At 66.4% G+C, this 23106-nt stretch carries 17 protein-coding genes; 8 read left to right on the plus strand and 9 right to left on the minus strand.

The window, feature by feature from the left end; genetic code table 11:
* Positions 1-150: 150 nt before the first annotated feature.
* The 4 genes from AC1D2F_RS04880 to AC1D2F_RS04895 are packed head-to-tail and all read left to right on the plus strand — an operon-like array spanning position 151 to position 7856.
* Entirely contained in the window at positions 151-3300 is a 3150-nt protein-coding gene (locus AC1D2F_RS04880) for an efflux RND transporter permease subunit (protein ID WP_229995417.1), read from the plus strand.
* The gene (locus AC1D2F_RS04885) at positions 3297-3755 is read left to right on the plus strand and encodes a hypothetical protein (protein WP_229995418.1); all 459 of its coding nucleotides are present in this window, start codon (positions 3297-3299) and stop codon (positions 3753-3755) included. The genes AC1D2F_RS04880 and AC1D2F_RS04885 overlap by 4 nt, the downstream gene beginning before the upstream one ends.
* Positions 3756-3807: 52 nt before the next feature.
* Positions 3808-6900 carry an efflux RND transporter permease subunit gene (locus AC1D2F_RS04890; protein ID WP_229995419.1) on the plus strand — a complete coding sequence of 1031 codons (3093 nt, stop codon included), beginning with the start codon at positions 3808-3810 and terminating at the stop codon, positions 6898-6900.
* A gap of 29 nt (positions 6901-6929) precedes the next feature.
* A complete protein-coding gene (locus AC1D2F_RS04895; RefSeq protein WP_364743537.1) occupies positions 6930-7856 on the plus strand; it encodes a hypothetical protein in 927 nt (308 codons plus the stop codon).
* A 107-nt stretch (positions 7857-7963) separates the two neighbouring features.
* On the opposite strand, the gene glpK is transcribed toward AC1D2F_RS04895, so the two are convergent.
* The 3 genes from glpK to AC1D2F_RS04910 form a co-directional block, all read right to left on the minus strand.
* Entirely contained in the window at positions 7964-9478 is a 1515-nt protein-coding gene (glpK, locus tag AC1D2F_RS04900; RefSeq protein ID WP_229995421.1) for a glycerol kinase GlpK, read from the minus strand.
* 42 nt (positions 9479-9520) lie between these two features.
* Entirely contained in the window at positions 9521-10273 is a 753-nt protein-coding gene (locus AC1D2F_RS04905) for an MIP/aquaporin family protein (protein ID WP_229995422.1), read from the minus strand.
* Positions 10274-10431: 158 nt separating this feature from the next.
* Entirely contained in the window at positions 10432-12213 is a 1782-nt protein-coding gene (locus AC1D2F_RS04910; protein ID WP_476966316.1) for a glycerol-3-phosphate dehydrogenase/oxidase, read from the minus strand.
* 123 nt (positions 12214-12336) lie between these two features.
* Here AC1D2F_RS04910 and AC1D2F_RS04915 point away from each other — a divergent pair, with 123 nt between their 5' ends.
* The 4 genes from AC1D2F_RS04915 (at position 12337) to AC1D2F_RS04930 (ending at position 16278) form a co-directional block, all read left to right on the plus strand.
* The gene (locus AC1D2F_RS04915) at positions 12337-13299 is read left to right on the plus strand and encodes a sugar-binding transcriptional regulator (protein WP_229995423.1); all 963 of its coding nucleotides are present in this window, start codon (positions 12337-12339) and stop codon (positions 13297-13299) included.
* 83 nt (positions 13300-13382) lie between these two features.
* Positions 13383-14252 carry an aldo/keto reductase gene (locus AC1D2F_RS04920; RefSeq protein WP_476966317.1) on the plus strand — a complete coding sequence of 290 codons (870 nt, stop codon included), beginning with the start codon at positions 13383-13385 and terminating at the stop codon, positions 14250-14252.
* 11 nt (positions 14253-14263) lie between these two features.
* The gene (locus AC1D2F_RS04925; RefSeq protein ID WP_229995424.1) at positions 14264-15190 is read left to right on the plus strand and encodes an alpha/beta fold hydrolase; all 927 of its coding nucleotides are present in this window, start codon (positions 14264-14266) and stop codon (positions 15188-15190) included.
* Positions 15187-16278: a glycosyltransferase family 4 protein gene (locus tag AC1D2F_RS04930; protein WP_476966318.1), complete on the plus strand. Its 1092-nt coding sequence runs from the start codon at positions 15187-15189 to the stop codon at positions 16276-16278. The genes AC1D2F_RS04925 and AC1D2F_RS04930 overlap by 4 nt, the downstream gene beginning before the upstream one ends.
* A gap of 417 nt (positions 16279-16695) precedes the next feature.
* Here AC1D2F_RS04930 and AC1D2F_RS04935 read toward each other — a convergent pair whose 3' ends face one another.
* The 6 genes from AC1D2F_RS04935 to mihF form a co-directional block, all read right to left on the minus strand.
* Positions 16696-18870 carry a primosomal protein N' gene (locus AC1D2F_RS04935; RefSeq protein ID WP_476966319.1) on the minus strand — a complete coding sequence of 725 codons (2175 nt, stop codon included), beginning with the start codon at positions 18868-18870 and terminating at the stop codon, positions 16696-16698.
* Between the two features lie 168 nt (positions 18871-19038).
* Entirely contained in the window at positions 19039-20274 is a 1236-nt protein-coding gene (gene metK, locus AC1D2F_RS04940) for a methionine adenosyltransferase (protein ID WP_229994564.1), read from the minus strand.
* Positions 20275-20351: 77 nt separating this feature from the next.
* Positions 20352-21668, minus strand: coding sequence for a bifunctional phosphopantothenoylcysteine decarboxylase/phosphopantothenate synthase (locus tag AC1D2F_RS04945; RefSeq protein WP_476966320.1), 1317 nt, complete (start codon positions 21666-21668; stop codon positions 20352-20354).
* A gap of 52 nt (positions 21669-21720) precedes the next feature.
* A complete protein-coding gene (gene rpoZ / locus AC1D2F_RS04950) occupies positions 21721-21981 on the minus strand; it encodes a DNA-directed RNA polymerase subunit omega (protein WP_229994566.1) in 261 nt (86 codons plus the stop codon).
* Between the two features lie 39 nt (positions 21982-22020).
* Positions 22021-22593 (minus strand): guanylate kinase, encoded by a 573-nt coding sequence (gene gmk / locus AC1D2F_RS04955; protein WP_229994567.1) that lies wholly within the window; start codon positions 22591-22593, stop codon positions 22021-22023.
* A gap of 39 nt (positions 22594-22632) precedes the next feature.
* Positions 22633-22950 (minus strand): integration host factor, actinobacterial type, encoded by a 318-nt coding sequence (gene mihF / locus AC1D2F_RS04960; protein WP_229994568.1) that lies wholly within the window; start codon positions 22948-22950, stop codon positions 22633-22635.
* Positions 22951-23106 lie beyond the last annotated feature (156 nt).

Below are 23106 nucleotides of genomic sequence, written 5' to 3' on the forward strand. Positions count from 1 at the left end.
GATTCGCAAATGGTCTCGGGTTGAGGAGCCTATCATGTATCACTTGCGCTATTCTTCTGTGCATCTGCCGAATACCCCCGCTGGCGGCTCCCGCGACGCCGGCTCCCTGGAACAGAGCTAGCCATGTTCGGCTGGATCACCCGTTTCAGTATGCAGTTCCGTATCCTGGTTCTCGCCTTGGCCGCCGGACTCATTGCCTTCGGGGTAGTGAACGTCCCCAATGTCGCCATCGACAGCATGCCCGAGTTTGCTCCCGCGCACGTCGAGATCCAGACAGAGGCCTTGGGCCTCTCAGCTGCTGAAGTCGAACAGCTCATCACCGCTCCGATGGAAGCCGACCTCCTTAACGGGGTGGCGTGGCTCGATGAAATCCGGTCCAAGTCCGTTCCCGGCCTTTCCTCCATCGAGCTCGTGTTCGAGCCGGGCACCGACCTTCTGCGCGCGCGCCAGCTCGTGGCCGAACGCATGACCCAGGCCCACGCACTGCCGAACGTCTCGGCGCCGCCACTGATCATGCAGCCTCTGTCGTCAACCAGCCGCGTCCTCATGGTCCGGATGAACTCCAAGGAGCTCTCAGGGATCGAAATGTCGGTCCTGGCCCGGTGGAAGATCAAGCCACGGCTGATCGGCATTCCCGGTGTCGCCAACGTTTCCATTTGGGGACAGCGCGAGCAGCAGCTCCAGGTCGAGGTGACCCCCACGCAAATGCGCGACAAGGGGATCACGCTCGAACAGATCATCAAGACCACAGGCAACGCAGTCTGGGTGTCGCCGCTTAGCTTCCTTGAGGCGTCAACCCCCGGCACGGGCGGGTTCGTGGAGTCGCCGAGCCAGCGTCTGGGCATCCAGCACGTCTTGCCCATCCGAACGCCCGCGGACCTGGCCAAGGTCAGTGTCGAGGACGCCCAACCTCCCATGCTCCTCGGTGACATTGCCCAGGTGAAGGAGGACCACCAGCCGCTGATCGGCGACGCCGTCGTCGGCCAGGATGCAGGCCTCCTGCTGGTCGTGGAGAAGTTCCCCGGAACCAGCGCACTGCAGGTCACCAAGGACATCGAAGCCGCCCTGAACGACATGCAGCCTGGGCTTTCCGGAGTCCAGATGGATACGTCCGTCTTCCGGCCCGCCTCGTTCCTGCAAGATGCCGTGGATGGACTCGGCGTGGCGCTGCTCGTGAGCCTCCTGATCGCCGTCCTGCTCTTCTGGGTCCTCTTCCGGTCCTGGCGTGTCGCGGTGATCGCCCTCGTGGCCATCACCACGACAGTCATGGCGGCAGGAGTGGTGCTCTACCTGCTCGACTCCACACTGAATATCTCGATCCTGGCCGGCATCATCCTGGGTGTCTCCGTGATTGTGGGTGACATCGTGGAGGACGTGCAGGCACAGCGGCGCCGGCCGTTGCGGACCACGGAGACGGAGACTGATGCCACCATCAGGTTCCGCATGGTCCAGCTTGTCCGCAGTGTCCGCACACCGCTGTTCCACGGGTCCCTCATCATGGCCCTTGCGCTCGTTCCGACGCTGTTCGTTACGGGAGTCGGCGGTGCGTTCTTCCAGCCGCTCTTCTGGTCCCTGGCGCTGGCGCTTGCCGCCTCAATGCTGGTGGGTTTGTCCGTGACACCGGTCTTGGCGTATCTCCTGCTTCCCGGTGAGAAACCCCGGCGGGCGGACTCGTCAACTGTTGCCCGGGCCAGGTCCTACTACAACCGGGCCCTCGAAGGCGGTCGCTCCCGCACCGCGCTCGGCATCGTCGCCGTCGCCGTCGTGGGACTGCTCGGACTGGCCGCCGCATCCCAGCTGGTCGGAAACCGGGCGGTCGTTCCCACTATTCCGGACCGGACGCTCCTGGTGCAGTGGGACTCGATGGCAGGCACGTCCAATGACGAGGTCCGCCGGGTGGCGTCGAAGGCGTCCGATGAACTGCGGACCCTGCCGGGTGTTTCGGGAGTGGGCGGGCATATCGGCCGCGCCATTTCCTCCGACCAGGTTGTTGGGAACAGCTCCGCCGAACTCTGGGTATCCATCACACCGGACGCCAACTTCAGCGAAACGGAGCAGGCGGTCCGTGAGGTCGTCCAGGGCTACCCGGGCATTGCCCACAACGTGGTGAACTACTCCCAGCAGAAGATCGGGGAACAGCGCAGCAGCATGGATCCGGGATTCGCCGTCCGCGTTTACGGAACCGACTTGCCGGTCCTGCGCGAGAAAGCCGAAGAGGTCCGCAAGGCCATCGAAAAGGTCGACGGCGTGAAGAACCCGACGATCAATGCCAGCGCCATGACGCCCATCGTCGAAGTCGAGGTCAACCTCGAGGCGGCGCAAAAGGTCGGCATCAAACCCGGCGACGCACGGCGCGCCGCTGCCGCCCTGATGCAAGGCATCGTCGTCGGCAACCTCTTCGAACAGCAGAAGGTTTTTGAAGTGGTGGTGCGGGGCGCGGTGGGTGTCAGGGATGACCTGACCAGCATTCGTGAACTCCTGCTCGACACGCCAAGCGGCGGCCAGGTCCAGCTGGGCCAGATCGCCGACGTCCGGCTCGTTCCCAATGAAGTCGTGATCCTGCACGATGACACCTCGCGCCGGATCGACGTCGTGGCCGAGGTCAGCGGACGGCCGCTCGCGGATATCCAGCGCGATATCAACACGGCGATCGAGCAGATCCAGTTCCCACTGGAATACCACGCCGAAATCCCCACAAAGTACAGTGAGCAGCTCGCCGGGGACGCCCTGGTTCTGTGGATCGGCGCGGCCGCCCTCCTGGCAATCCTGCTCCTTCTCCAGACAGCCGTGCGGAGCTGGAAGCTGGCGCTTGCCGTCTTCCTTTCCCTGCCGGCCGCGCTGGCCGGGTCCGCCGTGGCAGCGTGGATCGCGGGAGGCGCCATCACGGTGCTGGCGCTCACGGCGTTTGCCGCGGTGCTGGCCGTCGCCGTCCGCAACGCGACGCTGCTCTCGGCCAGGACGGATGAGCTGTGGCGGGCTGCCCCGCACGAATCCCCTGACAAAGTCATCATGATGGCGGCCCGGGACCGGGTATCGCCCATCTTGAAGGCCGCCCTGATCACCATGGCGATCCTGATTCCGCCGGGATTCTTCGGCGGCGCCGTAGGCGAGGCCCTCCTGGGTCCAATGGCCCTGATCATTGTCAGCGGACTCATCACTACAACTCTCATCGGGATCTTCGTACTCCCCCTGCTCGCACTCTGGTTCGGGCCCAAGTCCGCCCCGGAAGAGTGGGCGGAAGTCTACGAGGCCGAAGTTCCCGTCCAGCCCGTTACGCAGGAAAAGGTGGAAGCAAAATGACCAGCCAACAGCCCCTGCGGCGCCTGCCCCTGGCGGCCGCTGTATGCGCAGCACTTCTGTTCGCGTTGCCCGCATGTGCCCAGACGACGGCGGCGGCCCCCGCCGTCGTCGCGGCCAACGAGCCCGCCAAGGTGGAGAAGAATGCCGCAACAGGCATCGCTAAACTGACCTTGACCGAAAAGGGAATCGAACGCCTCGACCTGAAAACCGAAACCGTTAAGGCCGGCACGGGGACCAACGTCGTCGTGCCCTACGCAGCCCTGCTCTATGACTCCAGCGGAAAAACCTGGGTGTACACCAACCCGGCCCCGCGGGTCTACCAGCGGCAGGCGGTCACTGTAGCCAAGGTGGAGGACGGATTGGTCACGGCCTCGGCTGGCCCCGCGGTCGGCACCACCATCGTGACGGTAGGCGCGGCTGAACTCTTCGGCGCTGAATTCGATACGGCGCACTGACATGCGCCGGATTGTCGCTGCAAGTCTGAGGTTCCGGTCGATCATCATTGCGATGGCGGCTGCCCTCATGATCGTGGGCGGCGCGCAACTCAGCAGTGCTTCGGTGGATGTTTTCCCGGAGTTTGCCCCGCCCCGTGTCGAGGTCCAGACCGCGTGTCTGGGACTCACCGCCTCCGAAGTCGAGGAACTCGTAACGGTCCCGATGGAGCAGGCCTTCAACGGCATCGACGGACTGGACCAGATGCGGTCCAAGTCTGTGTCGCAGCTGTCCGCCATTGTGATGGAGTTCAAGCCAGGAACCGATCTGCTCACCGCCAGGCAACTGGTGTCGGAGCGGATGGCAACGGTCATACCGACGTTGCCTACCTGGGCCGCGCCGCCGGTGATGCTCCAGCCGCTGTCCTCCACCAGCCGTGTCATGAAGATCGGGCTGTCCTCCGAGACCCGCTCCCTGATCGAGATGTCCATGGTTTCCTACTGGAATATCCGGGCGCACCTCCTGCGGGTGCCGGGCGTCGCGAACGTGGCGATCTGGGGCGAACGCCTTCAGATGCTGCAGGTCCAGGTTGATCCGGCCAAGCTGGCGGCCAACAACGTCACGCTGGAGAACGTCATGAACTCCACGTCCGACGCCCTGGACGCCGGCCTGCTCAAGTACTCCCCCGGCGCCTTGATCGGCACCGGCGGGGCGCTGGAAACGCCGAGCCAGAGCTTGACCATCAGGCACGTACAACCCATCACGTCCCCGGCGGACCTTGCCCAAGTGGCACTGGAGGAACGCGAGGGACTGCCTCCCCTGAAGCTCGCCGACGTGGCAACCGTCGTGGAGGACCACCAGCAACTGATCGGTGACGCGGTCATCAACGGCGGCCCCGGACTCATGCTGATTGTCGAAAAGCTGCCGTGGGGCAACACGCTCGAAGTCACGCGCGGGGTTGAGGAAGCGCTCAAGGAACTGCAGCCCGGCCTCACCGGGATCGCAGTCGACACAACCCTGTTCCGGCCCGCCTCGTTCATCGAGGAGTCCCTCGGCAACCTGAGCCTCGCGCTTTTGCTGGGCTGCTTCCTGGTGGTCCTGGTGCTGAGCGTCTTCCTGTTCCAATGGCGGACGGCGCTGGTCAGCGTGACGGCGATCCCGTTGTCGCTGATGGCAGCGGCCCTGGTGCTGTACTGGACCGGAGGCACTATTAATACGATGGTGCTTGCGGGATTGGTGATCGCCGTCGGGGTGGTGGTGGACGATGCCATCATCGACGTCGAGAACATCGTCAGGCGGCTCCGGCACCACCGCGCCAGCGGCGGAACCGAGAGTACCGCCCGTGTGGTCGTCAATGCTTCCCTGGAAGTTCGCGGCCCCATCGTTTACGCCACCTTGATTATCGTCGCCGCCACGGTGCCGATCTTCTTCCTGGACGGACTGACGGGCGCCTTCTTCCGCCCCCTGGCCACCTCCTACACCCTGGCCGTGATGGCGTCCATGCTGGTGGCCCTCACGGTCACGCCGGCCATGGCGTACATCTTCCTGCGCAATGCCAAGCTGGAAGATCGGGATCCGCCGGTGGTCCGGGTTCTCAAGCGCTGGTACGGCAAGGCTCTGCGGCCCATTGTAAAGCGGCCGCTCCCGGGCTATCTCGCGGTGGCGGCGCTCGGCGTCGTCGGTATCATAGCGGCACCGCTCCTGGGTCAGTCGCTGTTGCCGTCGTTCAAGGAACGCGACTTCCTCATGCACTGGGTCACCCAACCCGGCACGTCCAATGCCGAGGAAGTCCGCGTGAGCCAACTGGCCTGCCGGGAGCTGATGACCATCCCAGGCGTCAACAACTGCGGGTCCCACATCGGTCAGGCGTTCGCCGCCGATGAGGTGGTGGGCGTCAACTTTGGAGAGAACTGGATCAGCGTTGACCCCTCGGTCGATTATGACAAAACCCTGGCCTCCATCCAGCAGGTCGTGGACGGATACCCCGGCATCCACCGGGACGTCCAGACCTACCTCAAGGAACGTGTCCGCGAGGTGCTCACCGGCACCGGCTACTCGATCGTCGTCCGTGTATACGGCGATGACCTGGACACACTGAAGAAGCAGGCGGACAAGGTCAAGACGGTCCTCGCGGGCATCGAGGGGGCAATTGGAGCCAAAGTCGCCCTGCAGGTGAATGTTCCGCAGGTGGACGTCGAGGTGAACCTGGACGCCGCCAACCGCTATGGCCTGAAGCCCGGTGACGTCCGCCGTGCCGCAGCCACCCTGGTGTCCGGTGAGGAGGTCGGCGACGTCTATCGGGACGGCAAAGCCTACGACGTCCAGGTCTGGAGTCCTCCCGCGATCCGGACCAGCGTCACAAGCATCGAGAACCTCCCGCTGGACACTCCCAGCGGACAGAAGATCCGGGTGGCCGACGTCGCCAAGATCACGGTAAAGCCCACTCCCAACGTGATAGAGCGTTCGGAAGGGTCCCGCCGACTCGATGTCAGCGCCAACGTCAAGGAAGGCGATCTTGCCAAAGTCGTGGAGAAACTCGAATCCGACCTCAAGTCGGTTGAGTTCCCCACCGGTTACAGCGCGGACATCCTGGGCGAATACGCAGAGCGGCAGGCCGCCTCACAACGGCTCCTCCTCTTCGCCATCGGCGCCCTGGTTGTGGTGTTCCTCTTGCTCCAGGCGGCATTCCACAGCTGGCGGCTTGCCACCCTCGGCATCCTGACGCTGCCGGTAGCCCTGGTAGGCGGGGTGATCGCCGCGCACATGAGCGGCGGAATCCTGTCCCTTGGGTCGCTGGTCGGGTTCCTGACAGTGATGGGCATCGCCGCCCGCAACGGCATCCTGCTCATCAACCACTGCCAGCATCTGGAGCAGTTCGAGGGCGTGCCGTTCGGCCGGGACCTGGTCCTGCGCGGCGCTGCCGAACGCTTGTCTCCAATCCTGATGACCACACTCGCCACCGCACTCGCACTGGTGCCGCTGGTGATGTTGGGCAACCGGCCCGGCCATGAGATCGAGCACCCCATGGCCGTGGTGATTCTGGGCGGGCTGGTGACTTCGACACTCGTCAACCTGTTCGTCGTTCCATCGCTCTACCTTCGGTTCGCCAAGAAGGGTCCGGCACGCGAACGCGGGCCCCGCGAGCCGGAACCCGTACCAGCCGCCTAGCATCAACCACCTACTGAGAGGCCAGTCAGATGACTCCACGATCAAAGAGATTTACCGCCTACGGCTCCGCGCTCTTGCTGGTGGTGGCGTCACTGACCGCGGCCACCGCTGCATCGGCGGCCGCGCCGGCGGCCACCAGTTCTCAGGAACTGTGCGGCCCCGGCTCGGCGCTGTCCTTCAACCGCTCTGCCTTCCCGGCCAAGCCACTGATCAACAACCAGTGGCTGACGCTTAAGCCCGGCATGCAGTCCACCACCGTCGGCAAGGTAGTCTCCCCGGACGGAACGACCACCCGCAAGGTGGTCAGCACCGTCACGGGTCTGACCAAAGTGATCGACGGGGTCAAGACGATCGCGATTTGGGACCGGGACTACTCCGACGGCGTACTGGTGGAGTCCGAGCTCGCCTTCTTCGCCCAGACGACGAAGGGGACGGTCTGGCTCTTCGGCGAGTATCCGGAGGAGTACGAAAACGGCAAGCTTGTCGGCGCGCCCAGCACGTTCATCAGCGGCATCGACAAGGCCCAGGCCGGCATCGCGATGCAGGCCGAGCCGCACCGGAATACCCCTGCCTACGTCCAGGCCTACGCCCCCAGCGTGGACTTCCTGGACTGCGGTGACGTCAAGTACAAGCACCTGCGCGTGTGTGTCCCCACGGGCTGCTACAACGATGTCATGGTGATCGATGAGTTCAACCCGCTGGATCCGCCGAGCGCGGGCCACCAGCGCAAGTTCTACTCAGCCGGGACCGGGCTCATCAAAGTGACGGCCGTCGGCGGCGAGGACCAGGAGTTCATGGATCTGGTCAAAATCAGGAAGCTGAACACCACGGAACTGGCTCTCATCAACAAACGTGCCCTGGAGCTCGACAGCAGGGGCTACACAGTCAGTAAGGACGTCTACGCCAAGACGCCGCGTGCTGTCGTGACCACCACGTCAACGCGGCCCGTGTCCTGAGGGACGAGGCGGACGCGGGAAAGCGAAGAGCTCCGGCTAGGTTTCCCTGGCCGGAGCTCTTCATTGTCCGCCGAAGCCGTGCCCGGTCGGCGGGTCAGGGTGCGCCCCTACCGGACGTCGTCGTCAACCCAGTCCATGGACTTGGTGACGGCCTTCTTCCAGAGGCGCATCTGGCGTTCCCGCTCGGCCTGATCCATTTGCGGCTCCCACCGCTTGTCCTCGGCCCAGTTGGCCGAGCACTCGCCCAGGTCCTTCCAGAATCCGACCGCCAGGCCGGCCGCGTAGGCTGCGCCCAGCGCGGTCGTCTCGACCACCTTCGGACGAATGACCGGCACGCCGAGGATGTCCGCCTGGAACTGCATGAGGGCATCGTTGGCGACCATGCCGCCGTCGACCTTCAGCTCCGTCAGCGGGACGCCGGAGTCGGCGTTGACGGCGTCGAGGACCTCACGGGTCTGGAAGGCGGTGGCCTCCAGCGCCGCGCGGGCGATATGGGCCTTGGTAACAAATCGGGTCAGGCCCACAATGGTGCCGCGGGCGTCCGAGCGCCAGTACGGCGCAAAGAGGCCGGAGAACGCCGGCACAATGTACACGCCGCCGTTGTCCTCAACCGAGGCCGCGAGGGTCTCGACCTCCGGGGCGCTGCTGATCATGCCGAGGTTGTCCCGCAGCCACTGGATCAAGGAACCGGTGACGGCAATGGAGCCCTCCAGCGCGTAGTGCGGCGCCGCGTCGCCGAGCTTGTAGCCGACGGTGGTCAGCAGCCCGTTCTTGGAATGGATAATCTCCTCGGCCGTGTTGAAGATCAGGAAGCAGCCCGTGCCGTAGGTGTTCTTGGCTTCCCCGGCATCGAACGCCGCCTGCCCGAACGTGGCCGCCTGCTGGTCGCCCAGGATGCCGGCCACAGGAACCTCGCGCAGCAACTGGGAGGTGTGCACCGTGCCGTAGACCTCGGAGGAGGACTTGATAGCCGGCATCATGGAGGCCGGGACGCCGAACGCGTCCAGAATCTCCTGGTCCCATGACAGCGTCTCAAGGTCCATGAACATGGTCCGTGAGGCGTTGGTCACGTCGGTGACGTGCACTCCGCCGTCGGTCCCGCCGGTCAGGTTCCAGAGCACCCAGCAGTCGGTGTTGCCGAAGACGAGGTCGCCGGCCTCCGCCTTGGCCCGGGCACCATCGACGTTGTCAAGGATCCACTTGATCTTGGTGCCCGAGAAGTAGGTCGCCAGTGGCAGGCCCACCTTCTGCTTGAAGCGTTCTACGCCGCCGTCCTTCGCGAGTTCGTCCACGATCGGCTGGGTGCGGGTGTCCTGCCACACGATGGCGTTGTAGATCGCCTCGCCGGTGGTCTTGTCCCACACCACCGCCGTTTCGCGCTGGTTGGTGATGCCGACGGCGGCGATGTCGTGCCGGGTCAGGTTCGCCTTGGACAGGGCCGAGCCGATCACTTCGCGGGTGTTGTTCCAGATTTCAGCGGGGTTGTGCTCCACCCAGCCGGGCTGGGGGAAGATCTGCTCATGCTCCATCTGGCCGGAGGAGACGATGCTGCCGCTGTGGTCGAACACGATGGCTCGGGTGCTCGTGGTGCCCTGGTCGATGGCGACTACGTACTGGTTCATATTGACGTCCTTGTCTTTTTAGCGTGGCAGTTGAACTAATGGTTAGAGCGGGAGTACAGGGGGGATGATCGGCACGACGGCTGCCACAAGTCCGGCAAGGCCTCCACCGATCAGGGGTCCCACGACCGGGATCCAGGAGTAGCTCCAGTCGGAGGACCCCTTGCCCTTGATGGGGAGCAGGGCGTGCGCAACGCGGGGGCCCAGGTCACGAGCCGGGTTGATGGCGTACCCGGTGGGACCACCGAGGGAAACACCAATGCCGACAACCAGCAGGGCGACCGCCAGCGGGCCGAGCCCGGAAGGTGTCCCGCCGAAGGTCAGGATGACGAACACGAGGACAAAGGTGCCGATGATCTCGGTGGCCAGGTTCCACGGATAGGAGCGGATCGCGGGGCCGGTGGAGAAAACGGCCAGCTTGCCGGCGGGCTCGGACTCGACGTCAAAGTGCTGCCGGTAGGCCACCCACATGACGACGGCACCCAGGAAGGCACCGGTCAGTTCACCGCCGAAGTACGTCAGGGTCGAGGCGAAGTCAACCGGAACGCCGGGAGCGTACAACCTCTTGCCGTTGAGCAGCAGACCAAGGGTGACCGCGGGGTTCAGGTGCGCACCTGAGATGGAAGCAACATAGACACCGGAGAAGACGGCAAGGCCCCACCCCCAGGTCACCATCAGGAACCCGCCGTTGTTGCCCTTGGTGCTTTTGAGCACAACGTTGGCCACAACGCCGCAACCCAGCAGGGTCAGCATTGCGGTTCCGAATACTTCGGACAGGAATACTATTCCAAGAGACATCTTTGACTCCTCTATTTTCTGTTGTCGGCCCTTCGCGAGTTTGAATGGCCGTGGAGCCGGCAGCATGTTGGTGCTGCCGACCAGCCACTGCGCCGGCCGCCGGGGCGGACCGCGCAGTGCTTGCACCCGGGCTTCCCTGCCCGGGCACGCAAGCTGTATCAGGCGACCAGGCTGTGGACCTGGACGCGGTGGAACCGCTGAAGCACCTCCTGCGTGTGGCTGATCTCCTTGGCCCGGCGAGCCGCGTCCCAGCCGAGCGGGCCCGAAAGTATATCGGCAACTTCGTTCAGCAGTTCCCCGGTCACGAGTCCCCGGAAGGCCAACGAGGTGCGGCGGATGAGGACGTCCACGAGGTGTCCGACCTGCTCGTGCGCCGCCATGAACTCCAATTCACGCGTGCTGAGTTCGCGTGTTGAGTGCAGCAGCCTGTCCAGCGCACCTGCCCGGTCCGCATCCAGGAAACGGATGACTTCCTCGGCGCGGGTCCCGTAGCGGGTCAGCAGCCCGGTAACGCGGGCGGCGTCGCGGCCGGCCGACATGTGGGCCTTGATCCAGCGCTGGATGCCGTCCTCGCTGTCAGGGAACCCGGCGCCGCCGCCGATGGCGAGCTTCGCCGTCGAGACCTTCCGTTCCATGCCGAGTTCGGCCAGGACGTCGTTGCTCAGGTGCTCGGCGAGGGCCCGGAACGTGGTCCACTTGCCGCCCACGAGGCTGAGGACGGCCCCGCCCGCCGCCGCACGGCGTTCGATCCGGTAGTCCCGGCTGACGAACCCGGGCTGGGTGGCGTCATGCCTCGGAAGCGGGCGCACACCGGAGAACGTGTAGACAATCTGTTCCCGGTCCACGGGGATGCCCGGGAACACGTGGCCGATCAGGTCAAAGAAGTAGTCGATTTCCGCCTCGGTGCAGACGGCGTCCTGGGCCATGTCGGCGTCGACGTCGGTGGTGCCGACCAGGACGCGGTCCCCCATCGGATAGATCAGCACGATCCGGCCGTCGGTGTGTTCGAAGAAGATTTCCCGGCCGTTGCACGCCGCGAGCAGCTCCGGATGGTCCAGCACGATGTGCGAACCTTTGGTTCCGCCCATGAACGACGACGCCGCCCCCATCGCCTCGTTGGTCAGGTCGACCCAGGCGCCGGTGGTGTTCACGATGACGTCGGCGGTGAAATCGAACACTTCGCCGGTCTGCTCGTCGCGCAACTGGACTGTGGTTCCGGTTCCGGTGGTGCCGGTCCCGCTTGTGGCGGCGCCCGCGTTACCCGGCGAGAGGAACGAGACGTAGTTGCTGGCCCGGGCCATGCCGCCGCCGGCCTTCTCGCCGTCCTGGAGCACATCCAGGGTGAGGCGCTCGGGGTTGTGGACCGAGGCGTCAAAGTAGGTGGCCGCGTATTTGATCCCGGGGTGCAAGCGGGGCAGCTCGGCGAGGGCGCGCTTGCGTCCGCGGAACTGGTGGCGCGGAACCGTGCCGCCGTCGCGGGAGAAGAAGTCGTACATGCTGAGGCCGAGCTTGATCAGGAACGCTCCGCGCTCGGTGTGCTTGCCCTGCTTGTGGGTGAGGAAGCGCATCGGGGCGGCCAGGACTCCGGAGAAGGTGCTGAAGATCGGGATCGTGGTCTGCAGCGGTTTGACGTAGTGCGGTGCGATCCGCAGGAGCCTGTTGCGTTCGACCACGGACTCCTGGACGAGGCGGAACTCGCCGTTTTCGAGGTACCGAATGCCGCCGTGGATCATGTGGGAGGAGGCGCCACTGGCTCCCTGGCAGTAATCGCCGCGCTCAACGAGCGCCACGTCGACGCCCTGCAGCGCCAGGTCACGGAACGTGCCCACCCCGTTGATGCCGCCGCCGATGATCAAAACCTGCGCGTGCCGCCGCGTCCGCAGCTTCTGCACCGAGGCGCGATCGTTCGCCGCTGTGCCGACTGAGTCCTTCTGTCCCAAAACTGCTCCCTTGGGTTTGGTTCTGTGCGGCACGCCCGTGGCGCGGCGCCGTTCAACACTATTCTTTGGACTAATGGAAAATGGAGTCAAGCACTATGCACAAACGTGCAGACGGGAAATTTCATGACGCATTCACGCCAGTCCGACGCCCTCCGCGCGGCCCAGCTGTATTACCTCCAGGACCTGACCATGGACGCCATTGCCCGCGAGCTCCGGACGTCCCGGTCCACGGTTTCGCGGCTGTTGGCGGCGGCACGCGATTCGGGTCTGGTGCAGATCCAGATCCGCAGCCCGCTGGACACCGGGCCCGAACTCGAGGGAATGATTCGCGCCGAATACAAGGTGGATGTACATGTTGTTCCGGTGGTGGACACCCTCAATGAGGCGGAAACACTGGACCGGGTGGCCATGCAGGCCGCCCGGACGATCGGACCGCTGGTGGACTCCAACGCCATCATCGGCGTCGCGTGGGGCTCCACCCTGAGCGCCGTGAGCCGGCACCTGACCCGCAAGATCACCCACGACAGCGTTATCGTCCAGCTCAACGGCGCCGGCAACATGCAGACCACCGGCATCACCTACGCCTCCGACATCATGCGACGGTTCGGCAGCGCCTACGGTGCACGGGTGGAACAGTTTCCCGTGCCGGCCTTCTTCGACCACGCCGCGACCAAAACGGCCATGTGGAATGAGCGCAGTGTTCAGCGGATCCTGGAGCTGCAGGCCCGGATGAGCATCGCGATCTTTGGTGTCGGATCGGTCGACGCCGACTATCCCAGCCACGTCTACGCCGGCGGCTACCTCGATGAAGACGACTTGAGCGTCCTCGCGAACTCCGATGTGGTGGGTGATGTTGCCACGGTTTTCTTCCGCGCTGACGGGTCCTCGGACGGCATCACGCTCAACAAGCGGTCCACCGGCCCGGACCTGGCCCAGCTCCGCCAGGTGCGGCGCCGCATCTGCGTGGTGTCCGGAGCCTCCAAAATCAACGGGCTCCGGGGCGCCCTGGCAGCAGGACTGGCCACCGACCTGATCCTGGATGAGGCCAGCGCCCGCCGGCTCGTCCGGTTCGACGGACTGTCCTGAGCGGCCGCGGTGCGCGGCGACCGATGCGGCCGCCGGCACCCGCGGTCCGTCGCTCGCCAGCGCCAGTAGGTAAAGTCATTGTCATGAAACTCTCCTCCCAGCTGACCCTGAACAACGGCGTATTGATCGACCGGCTGGGATTCGGGCTGTACAAGGTCCCCCCGGCCGACGCCGCCAGCCTGGTGACCATGGCGGTCGAGGCCGGCTACCGGCACTTCGACACCGCCGCCATGTACGGCAACGAGACCGGCGTCGGCAAGGGAATCGGTGCCCTGTCCGGATTTGAGGGCACGGGCGGAGGCCCCGGGGAAACCGCCCCCTACGTTTCCCGCCAGGACCTCTTCGTCACCACGAAGGTCTGGAACGACGACCACGGCTACGACGCCACGATGCGGGCGTTCGACACCTCCATCTCCAACCTCGGCCTGGAATACATCGACCTCTACCTGATCCATTGGCCGTGCGCGCGCCGTGGCCTGTTCCCGGAAACATACCGGGCCCTGGAGACGCTGTACCGCGAGGGCAAGGTCCGGGCGATCGGCGTCTGCAACTTCCAGCCGCAGCACCTGGACCGGCTCCTGCAGACAGCGGAGGTGGTACCCGCCGTGAACCAGATCGAGCTTCATCCCTGGCTGCAGCAGGACGAACTGCGGGAACAGCACGAGGTCCTCGACATCCGTACTGAGGCGTGGAGCCCCCTGGGCCGCGGCCAGGTGCTGAAGGACCCCGTGATCCTGGCCCTCGCCGCCGAACACGACCGCACCCCGGCGCAGATCATCCTCCGCTGGCACCTGCAACTTGGCAACATCGCCATCCCCAAGGCCAGCTCGTCCGGGCGGATCCGCGAAAACTTTGAGGTTTTCGACTTTGAGCTCACCCCGCTGGACATGTCGGAGATCGGCGGCCTCGAACGCGGATTCCGGACCGGCTCCCACCCCGACAACGTCGCATAGGATTCGAACCAATGGAACAAGTGGATACCGGGTCCTCACGCACGCCCCTGTTCAGCGGCGGACTTGACGCCCGCACCCGTGCCGCGTCCGTCGAGGTTGACGGCGCCCGGATCGCGTACTGGGTCTACGAACCCGTCCGCGTCACCCCGGAGACCCGCACCATCCTGGTGGTACACGGTTTCCGCGGCGACCACCACGGCCTGCTCCGGGTAGCGGACCAGCTGACGGACATGCGCCTGATCATGCCGGACCTGCCGGGCTTCGGCAGCTCGGCAGCCTTCGAGGGGACCGGGCACAGCGTTCGTGCCTACGGCAGTTTCCTCGGCGATTTCATGGCCGCGCTGGGCCTGGGAGCGGATACGGTCCTGCTGGGACATTCATTCGGGTCGATCATCGCCAGCCACTTCGTGGCAGCCAATCCCGGCGCCGTGGCCGAACTGATCCTGGTCAATCCCATCGCGGCGCCCGCCCTTGAAGGGCCCAAGGGCCTGATGACGAAGCTTGCCGTGCTGTACTACGAGGCTGCGGCGCGCCTTCCCCAGCGGCCCGGACTGGCCCTGCTGCGCAGCCAGGCGATCGTGCGGGTGATGAGCGTGACCATGGCCAAGACCGGGGACAAGGACATCCGCCGGTTCGTGCACGCCCAGCACAGCGCCTACTTCTCTTCGTTCGCGGACCGCGACAGCCTGCTTGAGGCCTTCAAGGCCTCGGTCGGCAGCAACGTCAGTGAGGTGGCCAGCGAACTGACGTTGCCCGTGCTGCTGATCGCGGGAGAGAAGGACGAGATCGCCATGCTGGCGGACCAGCACAAACTCGCGGCGCGGCTTCCGGACGGGAAGCTGGAAGTCATTCCCGGCGTCGGGCACCTGATCCACTACGAAACCCCTGAACCGGCAGCCCGCTACATCCGACGCTTCCTAAAGGACCACGCCGCATGAAGATTCTCATTGATGCCCGCTTCACCCGGCTGGACCAGCACGACGGCATCAGCCGCTACGGCGCCAGCCTGATCGCGGCGGCCGCCAAGATCGCCGACGTCTCGATGCTGATCAGCGACCCCCGCCAGCTCGCGCTCCTGCCCGATGTCCCGTACACCGTGATCAACAGCCCGCTGTCCCCGGCCGAGCTCTTCGTGGCCGCAAGGGTCAACAAGCTCGGCGCGGACGTGGTGGTGTGCCCCATGCAGACCATGGGCAGCTGGGGCCGGAAGTACGCCCTGGTGCTGACCCTGCACGACCTCATCTACTACGAGCACCCCGCCCCACCCGGGTTCCTGCCAGCCCCCGTCCGGATCCTGTGGCGCCTCTACCACAAGGCCTTCTGGCCCCAGCGGGTCCTGCTGAACAGGGCGGACATCGTGGCAACCATCAGCTCCACCACGGCGGCCCTGATATCGAAGTACCGGCTCACCCGGCGTCCCGTCAGGATTGTCGGCAACGCCCCCCAGCACGGCCACACACCGCGCGACCCCGGGGCGGGGGCCGACAAGACGCTGCTCTACATGGGTTCGTTCATGCCCTACAAGAACGTGGAAACCATGGTCCGCGGCATGGCGGAACTCCCGGACATGACCCTCCACCTGCTCAGCCGCATCACCCCGGAGCGGCGGGCCGAGCTCGAGGCGCTGGCCCCGCAGGGCGCAAACATCGTCTTCCACAACGGCGTGACCGACGCCGAGTACGAGGCCCTCCTGGCGCGCACCACCGCCCTGATCAGCCTGTCCCGGGCCGAGGGCTATGGCCTGCCGCTCGTCGAGGCCATGTCGCACGGCACGCCTGTGATCGCCAGCGACATCCCGATCTTCCGGGAAGTCGGCGACGACGCCGTCAGCTACGTGCATCCCGACTCGCCGTCGGAGTTTGCCGAGGCAGTGCGCGAGCTCGAAGACCCCGCACTGTGGAAGGCCCGTTCAAGCCGCTCAGTGGAGCGGGCCGGCGACTTCAGCTGGGACGAGTCGGCACGGCGGCTCGTGGCCGTCGCCGAAGAGGCCGTCGCGCTCCGGGGCCGCCCTCGCAACCGGAAATAGCCGGGACGGCTGTCAGTCGCCGGCGCGGAGGGCCACTCCGCGCCGCACCCGCATCGAGGCCGGGATGACGCCGGGGGCAGCGCGTCGAGGAGCACCCATTTGCCGCAGAGGGCCGCAATGGGAGCCGCCATTCCGGCCAGCTGTGGCGAATGGCCGTTGGCGACACGTCGAAATAGCGAGTGTTCTTATGATGCAGACCCAGCTTCCGTATCCTCGGCATCAAGGAGGACGCAAGGACGCAGAGACGCAGGAACGCAGCAACGCAGCAACGCAGGAACCCAGGAACGCAGCAACGCAGCAACGCAGGAACCCAGGAACGCAGGAACGCAGCAACGCAGGAACGCAGGAACGCAGCAACGCAGGAACGCAGCAACGCAGGAACGCAGGAACGCAGGAACGCAGGAACRCAGCGGAATTCTAGAGGACGTCCACGCCGTCCAGGCGCAGCTGCACCGGGTCGTCGCTGCGCTTGGCTGCGGCTGCTGCCTTGACGGCCCGCATGACCGCCGTGGCGTCCGCGGCCTGGGCGTAGGGGATGAACAGCAGGGTCCGGACCTCCCCGCCGGAATCCCGCGGCGCAGAATCCCGCGGCGGCGTGCGGCCGGCCCCCGCGGCCGCCGGCAGGATGAGGGGCGCGGGCCCGGCCGTCCGGAGGACGGTTCCCTGCGCCGCCAGCCGCTGCTGGATGGCCTCCGTGAAATGTCCGACGGCGGTCCTGCCGCCGGTGACGGAGGCTACCCGCACGGCGGGCGGCAGCTGCAGCTCCTGCCGCAGTGCCAGTTCCCGGCTGGCGTACCCGGCCGGATCCCACCGCAGCAGGGCACCAACCCCGGCGGCGTCGTCGGCGGTAATGACCACCAGGCCGCCGTCGGGTGCCGGCCGCACCAGGGCCGCCGCGTTGAACCAGCGGCGGACTGCGTCCTCCCCCGCCCTCAGGTTTTCCCGGCGCAGCAGCGAGTCGCCGTCGAGCAGCAGGGCCGCGGCGTACCCGCCGGTGGCGACCGGCTCGGCACCGACGGTGGCAACCACGAGGGCTTTCGTCTCCGGAACGGTGGCCTTGATCTGGTCTCCGGAGGAGGTGATGACCGGTTTTCCCGGAAACGCCCGGCCCAGCTCCTCCGCCGTGCGCAGGGCTCCCGTGGCGCCACGCCGGAGCCTGGCACCGTTGCACGTGCCGCACCGCCATGCCGGGGCCGGGGACGAGCACCAGCGGCATTGCGGCACGGCGCTGCTCCCGCCCGGGCCGGCAATCGCCAGGGGCCCGCTGCAGGCGGTGCAGCGCGCCGGTTCCCGGCAGGTTTCGCACACCAGCGAGGGAGCGTAGCCGGCGCGGGCCACCTGGACCAGGACCGGACCGCGTTCCAGGCCCTCCTTGGCGGCCCGCCAGGCCGCCGCGGGGAGGCGGGCGACGCGGGCAAGCGGGTCATGTTCGAGTTCATAGCTGTCGGCCGTGTTCAGGACGCGCGGGACCGTCCGGCGGAGGACGGTCCGCTCCGCTTCCACGGCCTGGGCCCAGCCGGAGGCGACCAGCCGCTCCGTTTCGGTGCTGCGTGAATGGGCCGCGAGCAGGCACGCGGCCCCCTCCTGGCCCGCGCGGAGCAGGAGGACTTCGCGGGAGTGCGCGTACGGGGAGCGCTGCTCGATGTGGAGGTCGTCGCCGTCGTCCCAGCAGACCACGAGCCCGAGGTTCGGCACCGGCGCGTAGGCCGCGGACCGTGTGCCCACGGCGACCCCGGCCGCGCCGCTGAGGACGCGCAGGAAACTGCGGTAGCGCGGCGTCTGGCCGTCGTCCGCGGTGAGCCGGGCGACGTCGCCGGCAGGGAGGAGTTCCAGCAGGGCAGACTCCACGCGGTCGAGGTCCCGGTAGTCGGGCACCACAACGACGGCGCCGCGGCCGGAGATCCGGACCGCGGCCACCGCTTCCGCGATCATCCGCGGCCAGCCGCCGTGCCCGTACCCCTGGAGGGCGGTCAGCACGGCCCGGGGCGACTCCCCCGCGGCGAGGTGGGCGAGGAACGCCGGACCGTTGCGGTACGTGGCCCAGACGCTGCCAGCGGCCGGGGGCGGAAGCGACACGTCGGTCGCAAGACCGAACATCTCAGTACCGAAAAGCGCGGGGTCGAGCCGGCCGTCCGGGGCGAATTCCCTTTCGAGTTTGGCCATGCGGGGCGGCACGGCAACGCGCAGGACGTCGCTGACCGTTCCGGCGTAACGCGAGGCGATCCGGCCGGCGAGCTCGGCCACCGCAGGGGTCAGGACTGGGACGGGAGAGAGCACTTTGTGCAGCGGCACGAGGGGGTGTCCGGCGTCGGACCCGGCCGTGCGCTCCAGCAGGTATCCGGCCAGCTCCTGCCCGTTGAACTTGACCTTGACCCGGACGCCGGGCACGGCCTCGGCGTCGAGGGCGGCAGGCACGCTGTAATCGAAGGGCCGGTCCAGGTGTGGCAGCGAGGATTCGATCAGCACCCGCGCCACCGGCAGCTGCGCAGCGAGGGCGGGTCCGGAGGCTTCCGCGGCGGAGGCGGGAAAGCCCTGGAGAAGGGACAGCTGCTGGGGTTCGCCGGGCGCGCCGCCGGCAGGACTGGGACTCACGGCTCGCACCTCCCTCGGGATCGTTCGACAAATGCACTGTTTTCCCAAATGCACTGTTTTCCCAAATGCACTGTAGCCAGGCCACTGGAGAGTGGCCTGGCTACAGTGCATCACACAGGACTGACAAAAACGCGCCGACGAGTCGGGCTCAAACGTCGTGGCCTAAACTCAGGCGTTGAAGAACGCCTTCAGCTCGTCCACCCGGTCCAGGCGTTCCCAGGTGAAGTCCGGGTCTTCGCGGCCGAAGTGCCCGTGGGCGGCGGTCTTGGTGTAGATCGGGCGCTTGAGGTCGAGGGCGTCGATGATGGCCCGGGGGCGCAGGTCGAAGATCTCGGCGATCGCGGCGCTGATCCGTGCCGGGTCCACGGTTTCGGTTCCGAACGTCTCAACGTAGGTTCCCACCGGGCGGGCCTGTCCGATCGCGTAGGCGATCTGGATTTCGGCGCGCTTGGCGAGGCCGGCGGCCACCACGTTCTTGGCGACCCAGCGCATGGCATAGGCGGCCGAGCGGTCCACCTTCGACGGGTCCTTGCCGGAGAACGCGCCGCCACCGTGGCGGGCCATGCCGCCGTAGGTGTCGACGATGATCTTGCGGCCGGTGAGGCCGGCGTCGCCCACGGGGCCGCCAATGACAAAGGCGCCCGCGGGATTCAGGATGTTGCGGGTCCGTGAGGTGTCCAGGTTGGACAGCGCCATGACCGGTCCCACCACATGCTCGGCGAGGTCGGCCCGGAGCCGGTCCAGGCTGGTGCCTTCGGCGTGCTGGCTGGAGATGACGACAGTCTCGACCGAGACCGGACGGTCGACGTCGTAGCCCACCGTGACCTGGGTCTTGCCGTCCGGGCGCAGGTAGGCGAGTTCGCCGTTCTTGCGGACCTCGGTCAGGCGCTCGGAGAGCCGGTGGGCGAGCCAGATCGGCACGGGCATGTAGGACGGCGTCTCGTCACTGGCGTAGCCGAACATGAGTCCCTGGTCGCCGGCGCCCTGGAGGTCGTAGTCGTCCTCCTGGCGTCCCTCGCGGGCTTCGAGCGAGTTGAACACGCCGCCGGCGATGTCGTTGGACTGCTGGCCGATGGATACCGAGACGCCGCACCGGGCGCCGTCGAAGCCGTTGGCCGAAGAATCGTACCCGATGCCCAGGATGGTCTCCCGGACAATCTGCGGGATCTCGACGTAGGCGTCCGTGGTGACCTCGCCGGCGACGTGGACCAGCCCGGTGGTGGCCAGCGTCTCCACGGCAACCCGGGACTCGGGGTCTTTGTCGAGCAGGGCGTCAAGGATCGCATCGCTGATCTGATCACAGATCTTGTCGGGGTGGCCCTCCGTCACCGACTCGGACGTGAAGAGCCGGAGCGCGGCGGGCGTGGACCCGTGGAAGGCGGGGATGTGCAGCGGTAAAGTCACTCAACTACCTTACTGGTTGGAAATCGGACGTCCGGCGGCGTGTGTCCCCATGCTAAGGAGATGTTGGTTACGCCGGGCTACGCCGGCGGTACAGCCCGGCTCAGCTCGGCGCTGATCCGGTCGATCACGGCGGCGGCGACGTCGGATTTGGAACCCGACGCCTCTTGGGGTTCGGAGCCGTCGCGGGAAAGGATGACTACGGAGTTCGTGTCTTCGCCAAAGACCATGTCCCGGCCCACCTGGTTGACGACCAGCAGGTCACAGGCCTTCCGGCGCAGCTTGTCCCGGGCATACTCGAGGACGTCGCCCCCGGCGTCGCCGGTCTCGGCGGCAAAGCCGACGATCAGCTGATCCCGGGACGCGGCGTCGCGGACCTCGACGATTTCCCGCAGGATGTCGGGGTTGCGCACCAGGTTGATCACCGGATCGGCGACGTCGTCGCGCTTCTTGATCTTGGTCCCGGAGACGTCCGCCGGGCGGAAGTCCGCGACGGCGGCGGCCATGATGACGACGTCGGAGTCGGCGGCCGCATGCAGCGCCGCCTTCCGCAGTTCCAGGGCAGTCTCGACCTGGACGACCTCGACGCCGGCGGGCGCCGGGACCTCCATGTGGGCGGCCAGCAGGCGGACGCGGGCGCCGGCTTCGAGGGCGGCTGCGGCCAGAGCCACGCCCTGCTTGCCCGAGGAGCGGTTGCCGAGGAACCGCACGGGGTCCAGCGGTTCCCGGGTGCCGCCGGCGCTGATGGTCACAGTGAGCCCGGCCAACGGCGGCACCACCGGCTGTGCCGCTGACGGACCTGCGGCCAGGACCGCGTTCACGTCCTGCTCCGCGGCAGGGTCGGCCAGTGCCCCTGCCGCAGCAACAGATGCCCCGGCAAGAGCCAGTGCGGCGGTGAAGATCGCCTCGGGCTCGGGCAACCGGCCGGGACCGGAGTCGGCGCCGGTCAGGCGGCCAATCGCGGGTTCCAGCACGGTGACGCCGCGGCTGCGCAGGGTTTCGACGTTGGCTTCGGTGGCGGGGTGCTGCCACATTTCGGTGTGCATGGCCGGGGCCATGAGCACCGGGCAGTCGCCGGCCATCAGCAGGGTGTTGGTGAGGAGGTCATCGGCCTGTCCGGTGGCCGCGCGGGCCAGGAGATCGGCCGTGGCGGGGGCCACGACGATCAGTTCGGCGTCGTGGCCGAGCCGGACATGGTTGACCGTGTGGACGGCGTCGAACACGCTGTTGCTCACCGGGTGCCCGGACAAGGCCTCCCACGTGGCGACGCCGACGAAGCGGGTGGCCGCCTCGGTGGGGATGACCGTGACGTCATGCCCGGCTTCAGTAAAAAGCCGGAGGAGCGATGCCACCTTGTAGGCGGCAATCCCTCCCCCGACTCCGAGGACTATGCGCACGTGATCTCCGTCAACAGGCAGTCTGTTTAATTGGCTCTTCCCGCGGAGGGAATTACTCTGTGGCTTCGATCGGCGTGGAGACGAGCTTGCCTTCGTTGATCTCGCGCAGCGCGATCGACAGGGACTTCTCGTTCAGCTTGGTGTCGACCAGCGGACCCACGTACTCAAACAGGCCCTCGTGCAGCTGGGCGTAGTACGCGTTGATCTGGCGTGCGCGCTTGGCACCAAAAATCACCAGTCCGTACTTCGAGTCGGCGGCCTTCAGCAGCTCGTCGATCGGCGGGTTGATGATTCCTTCAAGGTTCGTGGACACGAATTCTCCAAATTCTAACGGGCTGATGGCTTCCCGCGGCTAGCGCGGGTGGGGGGTCAGCCCCATGAGTGAAACAAGCTCGTCCGCTGCCCGGCGAACGTCGTCATTAATAACGGTGTGGTCGAACTCCGGTTCAGCAGCAAGCTCTACTTTACCGGTTTCCAGCCGCCGCTGCTGTTCCTCGGCACTTTCCGTGCCGCGGCCCACAAGCCGGCGCACCAATTCGTCCCAGCTGGGCGGCGCAAGGAACACGAACTGCGCATCCGGAACGGCCTGCCGTACTTGGCGTGCTCCCTGCAGATCGATTTCCAGCAGCACCGGCCGACCCTCGGCGATGGCCTGGTTGACCGTGCTCTTCAGGGTGCCATAGGTGTTCTGCCCATGCACCACGGCCCATTCGAGCAATTCGCCTGCAGCCACCAGGGACTCGAACTCTTCCTTCGACTTGAAGTAGTAGTGCACTCCGTCGATTTCCCCGGGCCGCGGAGCCCGGGTGGTAGCCGAAACGGACAGCCACACCTCGGGATAGTTATCGCGGATATAGGTGGACACGGTGCCTTTGCCAACAGCCGTCGGGCCGGCGAGGACTGTCAGTCCCGGTTTCTTGGTCACATATTCCTTTGGGCGGTGGTGGCAGCTCGGCGGACCGAGCTATTTGTCGTCAATAAAATCTACCAGCGCGCGGCGCTGGTGGATTCCCAGGCCGCGGACCCGCCGGGATTGCGCGATGCCAAGCTGGTCCATGATGGCCGCCGCCCGGACCCGGCCGATCCCGGGCAGGGCTTCGAGCAGCTCCACGATTCTCATGCGGGCAATGGCGTCGTCGGTTTCGGCGGCGCTGATGACGTTGGCGATGCTTAGTTCTCCCGTTTTGAGGCGCTCCTTTGCCTCGGCCCTGGTGGCCCTTGCGGCAGCGGCCTTGCGGAGGGCGTCGGAACGCTCCTGCGGAGTGAGGGGTCTCAAACTCACTGGAAGTCCTCCCTGCATGGCGGGACGGGGCACTCATGCCCTTGCCCCGAACCTACAGTCTGGCGGCGGCAGAAATCAATGGAAATCTGCTTGCCCCGGTACGGGAAAACTCAGGACGGGAAACTCAGAACGGGAAAACTCAGAACGGGAAAACTC

The sequence above is a fragment of the Arthrobacter sp. P1_B3 genome (assembly GCF_056406615.1).